This window comes from Microcystis sp. LE19-195.1E (assembly GCF_027532095.1).
GTDB lineage: Bacteria > Cyanobacteriota > Cyanobacteriia > Cyanobacteriales > Microcystaceae > Microcystis > Microcystis aeruginosa.
In genome coordinates this window covers 1-10,124 of sequence record NZ_JAPZSZ010000186.1, presented here as the reverse complement: position 1 = coordinate 10,124, position 10,124 = coordinate 1, and the positions used below count along the sequence as shown (strand labels likewise).

11 protein-coding genes are annotated in these 10,124 nt (G+C 44.0%); 7 read left to right on the top strand and 4 right to left on the bottom strand.

The features are described from left to right. Positions 1–513 precede the first annotated feature (513 nt). The 3 genes from O9300_RS10625 (at position 514) to O9300_RS10615 (ending at position 3,760) form a co-directional block, all read left to right on the top strand. Positions 514–1,950 carry an ammonium transporter gene (locus O9300_RS10625; RefSeq protein WP_287971601.1) on the top strand — a complete coding sequence of 479 codons (1,437 nt, stop codon included), beginning with the start codon at positions 514–516 and terminating at the stop codon, positions 1,948–1,950. A 174-nt stretch (positions 1,951–2,124) separates the two neighbouring features. Continuing rightward, the gene (locus tag O9300_RS10620) at positions 2,125–3,549 is read left to right on the top strand and encodes an ammonium transporter (protein ID WP_287971599.1); all 1,425 of its coding nucleotides are present in this window, start codon (positions 2,125–2,127) and stop codon (positions 3,547–3,549) included. Further along, entirely contained in the window at positions 3,521–3,760 is a 240-nt protein-coding gene (locus O9300_RS10615) for a hypothetical protein (RefSeq protein WP_287107783.1), read from the top strand. The genes O9300_RS10620 and O9300_RS10615 overlap by 29 nt, the downstream gene beginning before the upstream one ends. A gap of 64 nt (positions 3,761–3,824) precedes the next feature. On the opposite strand, the gene O9300_RS10610 is transcribed toward O9300_RS10615, so the two are convergent. Together O9300_RS10610 and O9300_RS10605 are read right to left on the bottom strand one after the other, a co-directional pair. Beyond that, a complete protein-coding gene (locus O9300_RS10610) occupies positions 3,825–4,763 on the bottom strand; it encodes a glycosyltransferase family 2 protein (RefSeq protein ID WP_079206962.1) in 939 nt (312 codons plus the stop codon). A gap of 79 nt (positions 4,764–4,842) precedes the next feature. Continuing rightward, positions 4,843–5,712: an alpha/beta fold hydrolase gene (locus O9300_RS10605; RefSeq protein WP_147071978.1), complete on the bottom strand. Its 870-nt coding sequence runs from the start codon at positions 5,710–5,712 to the stop codon at positions 4,843–4,845. Between the two features lie 160 nt (positions 5,713–5,872). Between O9300_RS10605 and O9300_RS10600 the strand changes: the two genes are divergently transcribed. The 4 genes from O9300_RS10600 to O9300_RS10585 all read left to right on the top strand — a co-directional run bounded on the left by O9300_RS10600 (position 5,873) and on the right by O9300_RS10585 (position 8,915). Continuing rightward, a complete protein-coding gene (locus O9300_RS10600; protein ID WP_287971603.1) occupies positions 5,873–6,790 on the top strand; it encodes a histone deacetylase family protein in 918 nt (305 codons plus the stop codon). Positions 6,791–6,905: 115 nt separating this feature from the next. Then, entirely contained in the window at positions 6,906–8,099 is a 1,194-nt protein-coding gene (locus tag O9300_RS10595) for a Coenzyme F420 hydrogenase/dehydrogenase, beta subunit C-terminal domain (protein WP_287971597.1), read from the top strand. Between the two features lie 379 nt (positions 8,100–8,478). Then, positions 8,479–8,691 carry a type II toxin-antitoxin system HicB family antitoxin gene (locus tag O9300_RS10590; protein WP_287971596.1) on the top strand — a complete coding sequence of 71 codons (213 nt, stop codon included), beginning with the start codon at positions 8,479–8,481 and terminating at the stop codon, positions 8,689–8,691. Continuing rightward, on the top strand, positions 8,691–8,915 hold the full coding sequence (locus O9300_RS10585) for a type II toxin-antitoxin system HicA family toxin (RefSeq protein WP_012266728.1): 225 nt from the start codon (positions 8,691–8,693) through the stop codon (positions 8,913–8,915). The genes O9300_RS10590 and O9300_RS10585 overlap by 1 nt, the downstream gene beginning before the upstream one ends. A gap of 329 nt (positions 8,916–9,244) precedes the next feature. Here O9300_RS10585 and O9300_RS10580 read toward each other — a convergent pair whose 3' ends face one another. Together O9300_RS10580 and O9300_RS10575 are read right to left on the bottom strand one after the other, a co-directional pair. Then, positions 9,245–9,379 carry a hypothetical protein gene (locus O9300_RS10580; protein WP_287971595.1) on the bottom strand — a complete coding sequence of 45 codons (135 nt, stop codon included), beginning with the start codon at positions 9,377–9,379 and terminating at the stop codon, positions 9,245–9,247. A gap of 150 nt (positions 9,380–9,529) precedes the next feature. After that, positions 9,530–10,124: tetratricopeptide repeat protein (locus O9300_RS10575; RefSeq protein WP_287971594.1), on the bottom strand; the 595-nt coding region annotated here is incomplete at its 5' end.

Genomic DNA, 10,124 nt, shown 5'->3' with positions numbered 1-10,124 from the left:
CGGACAAGCTTTTCTGAACGGAACCCCCTAAGCCGAGTTTTCAAGGTGCTGTCCGCCCACTTGGTTTTCGAGACGGTCTTTTTAATTCTAACGTAAAGCCAACCTAGAACGGCGGGGTTTCCCACCCAAAATTTTCGATGAGGGGAGACTTTTCAGTGATCAGTGATCAGTAAAAACTGATCAGTGGGGAGCTTTTTTTCAGTGATCAGTAAACAGTAAAAAGTAATCAGTGAACTGATAACTCGCATCTGATAACTAAATTCTTGATCACTTCTCCACCACTATTATTTTAAAATGAAATGTATCAACGAATACAGAAATCTCAGATCAAAAAAACAAAGATCGAAAAACATTGACTACTCACACCTCAAGATAAATCCCTAGGTGTTTGGTCTTCTGAAATGATTGACCCCTGTTCCTAGGATTTAGCGGTGGAAAGGACATAATTGCTCGGTAATTATTTTCAATAGTAATGAATCGACCTACTAACTCAACAAAGTAAACGAATTAACGATGAAACGAATTGCTCGAAAATCCGGGGAACTTGTCGGTTTGTTACCGAAAATTAACCCTGTCTGGTTAGCCTGTGTTCCTTTGTCCGCGATTATTTTTGTGGTTTGGAACACGGCCGTACAGGCCCAAGATGCGAAACCCTTAACCCCCGAAGATGTCCAAAACGCCCTCAATACAATCTGGGTTTTAATTGCCGCCATCCTCGTGATCTTTATGAACGCGGGTTTTGCGATGCTAGAAACGGGTTTCTGTCGCCAGAAAAACGCCGTTAACGTTCTGGCCAAAAACCTGATCGTTTTCGCCCTCTCCACCATATCATTTTGGGCGATCGGTTTCTCCCTGATGTTCGGGTCTGTCAGTAACGAATTTTTCGGTACAGGAGGTTGGTTCCTCAGCAGTAGCGATCCTGCCACCTACGTTATGCCCGCCTCTTTGCCCACCTCGGTGTTCTTCCTGTTCCAAGTCGCTTTCGCGGGAACGGCGGCAACCATTGTATCTGGGGCAGTGGCAGAACGGATTAAATTCGTCGATTTCCTCGTTTTTAGCTTAATTATCGTCGGTATCATGTACCCGATCACCGGTCACTGGGTTTGGGGTGGCGGTTGGTTAGCCGACCTTGGTTTTAAAGACTTCGCCGGTTCGACGGTGGTTCACTCGGTGGGTGGTTGGTCTGCTTTAACCGGGGCGGCAATTCTCGGTCCGAGAATGGGTAAATACATCAACGGTCGCACCAGTGCCTTACCCGGCCATAACATGAGTATTGCGACCTTGGGTTGTTTAATTCTCTGGATTGGCTGGTTTGGTTTTAACCCCGGTTCTACTTTAGCGGTTAATGAAACTGTCCCCTATATCGCTGTCACCACTAACCTCGCCGGGGCCGCGGGTGGCATTGCCGCTACCCTTACCGCTTGGTTCAAAGATGGTAAACCCGACCTTTCGATGATTATTAACGGTATTCTGGCCGGTTTAGTAGCCGTTACTGCCGGTTGTGATGGTGTATCCTATTGGTCGGCGGCAATCATCGGTTTAATTGCCGGTGTAGTCGTGGTTTACTCGGTGTCTTTCTTCGATAACCTGAAAATTGATGACCCGGTGGGTGCGACTTCCGTTCACCTCGTCTGTGGTGTGTTGGGAACTTTAGCCGTCGGTATCTTCAACAAAGATGCGGGTTTAATCACCGGTCAATTCCAACTGTTTATTAACCAAATTATCGGAATTGTGGCAGTAGGGGCATTTACCGTGATTGTTAGTGGTATTGTTTGGACAATCCTCAAGGCTACCCTCGGTATTCGTGTTACTCCCGAAGAAGAATTGGAAGGTCTGGATGTGGGTGAACACGGAATGGAAGCCTATAGCGGTTTCGTCAAGGAGTCCGATATCGTTGCCAGTGGCTATTATGCTTCCAGTGTTGACATGGAAACGCCTAGCACTCGTTAGGTTAAACCTTGTAAAGATAGATTAACTTATCCCCGACAAAGTTAAAGAGAAAAGGAAGAAGGCCTCGCCCCGATGCGATCGGTGACTATAATTGCCTTCTAAACCTTTTCTCTTTCGGTTTTTGTCTCTTTACGGACAGAAAAAATTAATCTTGCTACTAACCACCAACCGACAATGAAAAAGATCGTAGGAATAACCATGCTTTTGCTGGGACTGGGATTCAATTTCGGAGTTGCCCCGGTTTTTGCGGAAACCGTCGCCGCCGCTCCCCCCAATCCGATTAGTGCTGGAGATACAGCTTGGATGCTGATCTCGTCGGCTTTAGTTTTATTAATGACCCCCGGACTGGCTTTTTTTTATGGGGGTTTAGTGCGTTCCCGTAACGTCCTCAACACCATGATGATGAGTTTGGTGGCCATGGGCGTCATCGGTGTAACTTGGGTGCTTTGGGGTTATAGTCTCGCTTTCGATGTCACCCTGGGTAAAAGTGGTTTTGGCGAGGGAATTGAAGCTTTTATCGGGGGACTAGATTGGATTTTTCTCAACGGTGTCACTGCGGCCACACCAGACAATATCGGTTATGCACCCACCGTTCCCCATCAAGTGTTTATGGTCTATCAGATGATGTTTGCGATCATCACCCCGGCTTTAATTTCGGGTGCGATCGTGGAACGGGTCAACTTTAAAGCCTATTTTTGGTTTTTACTGCTTTGGTCCACCTTTATCTATTCTCCCCTAGCTCACTGGGTTTGGGGTAAGGGTTGGTTGGCAGCCACTGGGGCGCTGGATTTCGCCGGTGGAACCGTTGTTCACATTAGTTCCGGGATTTCCGCACTGGTGGCCGCCTGGATGATCGGTCCGCGGCGTAGTTTTGGTGTCCAAGCCTATGCACCCCATAATGTGCCTTTTGTTCTCCTAGGTATCGGTTTACTCTGGTTCGGTTGGTTTGGTTTTAATGGGGGTAGCGCGCTTTCTTCTAGTTCGCTGGCAGCCACAGCTTTTGTTAATACCACGATCGCCGCTTCGGCTGGTGGTTTGACATGGATGCTTATAGAATGGATTTTACGGGGTAAACCGACGGCGATCGGTATTGCTAGTGGATTTTTAGGGGGATTAGTGGGTATTACTCCCGCTGCCGGTTATGTGCTGCCAATCGGGGCGATTCTCATTGGTTCGATCACTGCCCTTACCTGTTTTTTTGCGGTTAGTCTGCGGGCAAAATTGCGCTTTGATGATTCTTTGGATACCTATCCCGTCCATGGTGTGGGTGGGACGGTAGGGGCGCTGCTTACGGGGGTTTTTGCCACTAAATCGGTTAATTCCTTGGGTAATGACGGTTTACTATTTGGCAACCCCGGCTTAGTCTGGACGCAATTTGTTGGCGTTGCCGCTACTTATATCTTTGCTGCCGTGGGTACTTTTGTTATCCTGAAAGTTCTCAGTCTATTTATGGAGCTGCGGGTTAAACCGAATACGGAAGCAGAAGGGTTAGATGTTCCTGAACACGGAGAGGAAGCCTACGGACAAGAATTCGAGTTTGGTAACAGCTTTTCCTACCAAGAAAATCCTGGTGCCACAAATCCGCAAGAAAATTATTAGCGATTCCAATCAGCTATCAGTCCAGCTAACAGAGGTGAAATTTCGTCTCTGTGAAACTGGGCTAAAAAATTACGTTTTTGGTCGTCTTGTCTCTGTCACCGGGGATTGTGATCCTGTCCGTCGCTGGCAAAGAATGCTCGATCGTTATTGTCCAGAGATTCTCCAAGACCCAAAAACTCTCCGCCAAGGCCGCATGAGTAGCGATCGCTAGGGAGGATCAAGTTTTATCTAGATGGGCAAAACAGCAAAAAATTAGCGATTCCTACTGACAATAATCAAGAAATTTGTAAGCCAGCTAACTCAGCAATTGTGTAGGTGGGTCTGCCTTTAACTTCCTCGTAAATTCTGCCGATATATTCTCCTAGTATTCCGATGCTAATTAGCTGTACAGAACCCAGAAAAAATATAGCGATCATAATCGTGGCAAAACCCGTGATCGGTGAGTCGGGTTGCTGTAAACGCCAATATAATACTAACAGAGCCATAATCAAAGATATCAGGGCAGAAAATAATCCTAGATAGGTGGCAAAACGTAAGGGGACACGGGAAAAAGATACTAGGCTATTAATAGCTAAAGATAATGATTTGCTAAAGGTATATTTTACTTCCCCAGCAAAGCGCGCATCCCGCTCAAATTTAACCGCAGTTTGTGGAAAGCCAATCCAAGCGCGCAACCCACGAATATAACGATTTCTTTCTGGGAGAGAATTTAATAGATCTACCACCTGACGATCCATTAAACAAAAGTCTCCTGTATCGGCGGGAATATCCACATCAGCGAGTCTTTTAAGCAAACGATAAAAGAGATAGGCCGTCAGTTTTTTAAACCAACTTTCTTGTTTTCTTTTGGTTCTTTGGGCATAAACTACTTGATACCCCTCTTGCCATTTTTCAATCATTTGGGGAATTAATTCAGGTGGATCTTGCAGGTCGGCATCCAAAACAATAATTACTTGTCCTCGGCAAAAATTAAGTCCAGCAGTTACCGCCGCTTGATGACCAAAATTGCGAGCGAAACTGATATAACACACTCGTGAATCAGCTTTGTGCAGTTCTCGCAGCAGTTTTAAGGAACTATCTTTACTACCATCATTTACTAGGATTAATTCTACCTCCCCATCTAAATTATTCATGATGGCACTCACCCGGCGATATAGTTCGGCAATAGTTTCTTCCTCGTTATAGATGGGGACGATCAGGGAATATTTTAGCATTTGCATAATAATATTTGACCAGTAATTGATTGAAAAATCTGACTCCTAACTCAGAGAATTCTGCCGTCAATCTCTTTACTTAGCGAAGAAAATCCTCGATCGCCTGTCCCGTCTCTTTTGGTGCTTCTTCTGGTAAAAAATGACCGCTGGCGATCGCCTGTCCAGTGACTTGATTAGCTCGCTGCTGCCAAAGAGCGATCACATCGTATTGACGTGCAATGAAACCTTTTTTTCCCCAAAGAACCAAGAGGGGAGAGGAAATTTTCCGGTCTAAATCCTGACGATCATGCTCTAAATCGATGGTAGCGGCGGCCCGATAATCGGCACAAGTGGCGGTTATCGTCCTTAAATCTCGAAAACAACGCCGATATTCCCCCAAAGCTTCCTCTGTAAAAGCGCTAAAATCTCGACCCCAACTTTGCAAGCAATGTTGCAGATAATAATCGGGATTAGCGGCGATCAGGGTTTCGGGAAAAGGGGAAGGCTGAATCAAGAAAAACCAATGATAGTAGGCAGTGGCAAAAGTTTTATCAGTCGCCTCGTACATCGCCATCGTTGGTGCTATATCGAGTAAAACGAGTTTTTTGACCTTTTCGGGAAAATCAAGGGCGAGACGGTGGGAAACTCGCGCCCCTCGATCGTGGCCGATTAGATAAAACTCCTGATAACCCAATTTTTCCATCAGCAACACCTGATCGAGGGCCATGACTCGCTTGCAGTAATTGCTAGAATCCTCTAGGGGTAAGGGTTTATCGCTATCCCCGTAGCCGCGCAGATCCGTGGCGATCACCGTAAAATTAGCCGCTAATCGGGGGGCGATTTTATGCCACATTTGATGGGTTTGGGGATAACCATGGAGCAAAAGCAGCGGAAAACCGCGCCCACCTTTGATACCATTGATAGTAATGCCATTAACTTCTAGTTGAAATTTCCGAAAATTTGTCAGCATTTTTGCCTCCTGTCACCTTGGGGAAAGATAATTGCATCATCTGGCAAAAGTGACCCAATCAGTAAAGTTTTTTCACTATAGCCGCTCAAGCCGCTGCTTTTCTGGTAGATTAAAACCATTGGGTTGCTCAAAAATCAACGAGTTAAGCAGTAATTTGATTATGATCTCGATTATCTATTCCGATGAATTTCTCGATCACGATACAGGTATTTACCATCCCGAAAAAGCGGCGCGTTTAACGGCAATTGTCGAGGCTTTAAAACAAACAGAATGGCAGTCAAAATTAACATGGCATTTACCGACACCGATCGAAATTCGTGACGAAGTAATCCCTTTGATTAAACAAGTTCATAATCAAGATTATGTTGATATATTGCGGCGAATTTGTCAACAGGGTGGGGGAAGATTGGATGCAGATACTCCCGTTTCTGCCCGTAGTTACGATGTGGCGTTACTAGCGGTTAGTGGCTGGTTAGATGGAGTCGATCGAGTCTTATCTACTGGCGATCCTGCCTTTATTTTAGCCCGTCCACCCGGACATCATGCCACTTCTAATTATGGCATGGGTTTCTGTCTGTTTTCTAATGCTGCTATTGCCGCTTATTATGCTTTAGAAAACAAAAGAGTGCAAAAAGTAGCGATTCTTGATTGGGACGTGCATCACGGCAATGGCACCCAGGATATAGTCGAAAATCATCCCCAGATTGCCTATTGTTCCCTCCATCAATTCCCCTTCTATCCCGGCACGGGAGAAGCGAGAGAAAAAGGTGAGTTTAATAATGTTTTGAATATTCCCTTATCGGCGGGAAGTACGATTAAAGATTATCAAGAACATTTTGAGGGGCAAGTCATACCTTTTCTGAAAAATTTTCAACCGGATTTAGTGATTGTTAGTGCTGGATATGATGCCAATCAAGCGGATCATCTGGCGGGAATTTGTTTACACCCACAGGATTATGGAATTTTAACCAAATACCTCTTAACTCTCAATAAACCGCTGCTTTTCGGCTTAGAAGGTGGTTATGATTTAGAAGCTTTAGCGGCTTCCGTCGTCGCCACCTTAGAAGCTTTGCTCTGATCCTATTCCGGGTAATCGTTACATTTCTTTAAAAAGATTGGTAACAAAGTGATGGAATGCGGTAAGGTAAACGATCGATAGAAAAAAACCCTTGACCTAGTTGCCTTTTAAGATTATGAACTCGCTTGCGCCACACCTAAAAGCCAAAGCCCTCAAACCCAATAGTCGTCGTCCCGCCAAAGAATTGTGTAGCGAGTGCGGACTTTGTGACACTTATTATATTCACTATGTTAAAGAAGCTTGTGCTTTTCTCAATCAACAAATCGCCGATTTAGAAGCAGCAGCACACGGCAAAAGTCGCAATCTAAATCAGGAAAATGATCTCTATTTTGGTGTTCATCAAGAGATGATGGCTGCCAAGAAAAAACAAGCTATTCCCGGGGCGCAATGGACGGGAATTGTCAGCACAATTGCCTGTGAAATGCTCAATCGTGGTTTAGTAGAAGGGGTGGTTTGTGTGCAGAATACCGCCGAGGATCGCTTTCACCCGCAACCGATTCTCGCCCGTACCACTGAAGAAATTCTCGCCGCTAAAGTTAATAAACCGACTCTTTCTCCCAATTTATCAGTCCTAGAAGAAATTGAAAAATCGGGCATGAAACGGTTATTAGTTATCGGAGTTGGTTGTCAAATTCAAGCCCTAAGAGCAGTAGAAAAAAAATTAGGCTTAGAAAAGTTATATGTCTTAGGAACTCCCTGCGTCGATAATGTCACCCGCTCAGGACTGCAAAAGTTTCTAGAAACTACCAGTCGTTCCCCAGAAACCGTGGTTCATTACGAATTTATGCAGGATTTTCGGGTACACTTTAAACACGAAGACGGCTCCATCGAAATGGTTCCCTTTTTTGGCTTAAAAACTAATAAATTAAAGGATGTTTTTGCCCCTTCCTGTATGACTTGTTTTGATTATGTTAACTCCCTTGCCGATTTGGTTGTGGGCTATATGGGCGCACCTTTTGGCTGGCAATGGATTATGGTTCGTAATGATACGGGCAAGGAAATGTTAGAGTTAGTTAAAGACCAATTAGATACCCAAGATGTTATGTCTAGTGGTGATAGAAAACAGGCGGTACAAAATAGCATTCCTGCCTACGACAAAGGTGTAACATTGCCGATGTGGGCGGCAAAAATGATGGGAGTAGTAATTGAAAAAATCGGGCCCAAAGGTTTAGAATATGCTCGCTTTTCCATCGATTCTCACTTTACCCGTAATTACCTTTATGTTAAACGTAATTATCCTGAAAAATTAGCGGCTCATGTTCCTGAATATGCTAAAAAGATTGTGGAACAGTATAAATTGCCCGATTAATTAGGGTATGCTGAAAAAGTAGGGGCGCAGCATTCGGATAGGAAATCTACGGTTTCAACCATAGGTTATCGTCCGAATACTTTGCCTCAAGTCAATGATAGGTGGTGCGTTACGACAGATTGTTAGCTTCAAGTCAAAGCAGAAATTTTGGCCGTCTAACGCACCCTACTGGACTAGGTAATAGGTGTAGGGGTAATTCATGAATTACCCCTACAATCGGCTACGTTTTACTAAATCTGGATGTTGTCAAAATTTCTCTTGACAAAGGCGACTTGACATGATATTATATTCATAATGGAAAATCCGTGCGCCTACAAACCCTATTTTCAAGTCTCAATAATCGCTTAGACAGCGATAATTTTTTTAAGGATTGAGAACCATGAACCATCAAAGAGAGTTTTATGTTGTCATTGAACGAGATGATGGTGGATATTATGTTGGGGAAGTTCCTCAACTTCGGGGTTGTTACAGTCAAGGGGAAACTATTGATGAATTGATGAAGAATATCAGGGAAGTGATTGAACTTTGCTTGGAAGATGACAATCCTGAAGATGTGTCGGAGTTTGTTGGAATTGAAAAGGTGTCTATCTGATGCCAAAATTACCGATATTAACCGGTGATGAAGTTATCAAAGCTTTAACTAAAATCGGGTTTCAATCTATCCGACAAAAAGGAAGTCATCTGCGCTTAAAACATGAAGATGGAAGAGTTGTCACCGTACCGGTTCATCGGGAGAAAACTGTCGGGAAAGGATTACTCCTAAAAATTTTACGCGATGCTGAACTGACACAAGAAGAATTTATTCGTCTGCTGTAATTCCCATCTTGATTGAAGCTTAATGTCCCCTTGCTAAATATAGTACAAAAAATCTGGCTTTGTCAGATCAGAAAAAGATGCAATCCAATCCTTCTGCTACGTTTGTCTGGATGTTGTTAAATTTTCTCTTGACAAAGGCGACTTGACAGGATACTATATTCATAATGGAAAATCCGTGCGCCTACGAACCCTCTTTTCCAACGGTCTTAACTATGATTGATGTGATTATTTGATTGACTATGATTCGTTCATTCAATCAATCTTCATCTCTAATCCACTCTTAACTAGCTCCCTAGTCATAGTCCATCAGATGATTACATCAACCACTGTCAATGGTGGTGGTGGGTTACTGGACTAGGTAATAGGTGTAGGGGTAATTCATGAATTACCCCTACAATAACGTTTGTCTGGATGTTGTCAAATTTTCTCTTGACAAAGGCGACTTGACAGGATACTATATTCATAATGGAAAATCCGTGCGCCTACAGACCCTCTTTTCCAACGCTCTTAACTATGATTGGTTTATTCAATCAATCTTCATCTCTAATCCACTCTTAACTAGGTTCCTAGTCATAGTTCATCATTCAACATTCCAACCACAGTTAAGACTGTTTTCAGGGATGAGGGGGTTTTGGTTTCAACATCTCCACCACCTCATCAGGAAACCGTTGTCTTAATTCTGCTTCGGGTAATTGGGATAACATCCTCAGATAATTCCGATAAAAGGTTTGGGTATGGGGATGATTCTCCCCTAATCCTTGGGTAGCAATATTAATCGCTTCTAGATAGAGAGGTTCTGCTTCTGTGTACCTGCCTTGGGATTGGTACAATGCTGCTAAATTGTTGAGGGATTGTGCCACATCGGGATGATTGTCTCCTAAGAGTCGTTTTCTCAAATCTAATGCTTCTAGATGGAGAGGTTCTGCTTCTGTGTACCTGCCTTGGGAATAGTACAATTCTGCTAAATTGTTGAGGGAAGCTGCCACATGGGGATGATTGTCTCCTAAGAGTCGTTTTCTCAAATCTAATGCTTCTAGATGGAGAGGTTCCGCTTCTGTGTACCTGCCTTGGGAACGGTACAATTCTGCTAAATTGTTGAGGGATTGTGCCACATCGGGATGATTGTCTCCTAAGAGTCGTTTTCTCAAATCTAATGCTTCTAGATGGAGAGGTTCTGCTTCTGTGTACCTGCCTTGGGAATAGTACAAT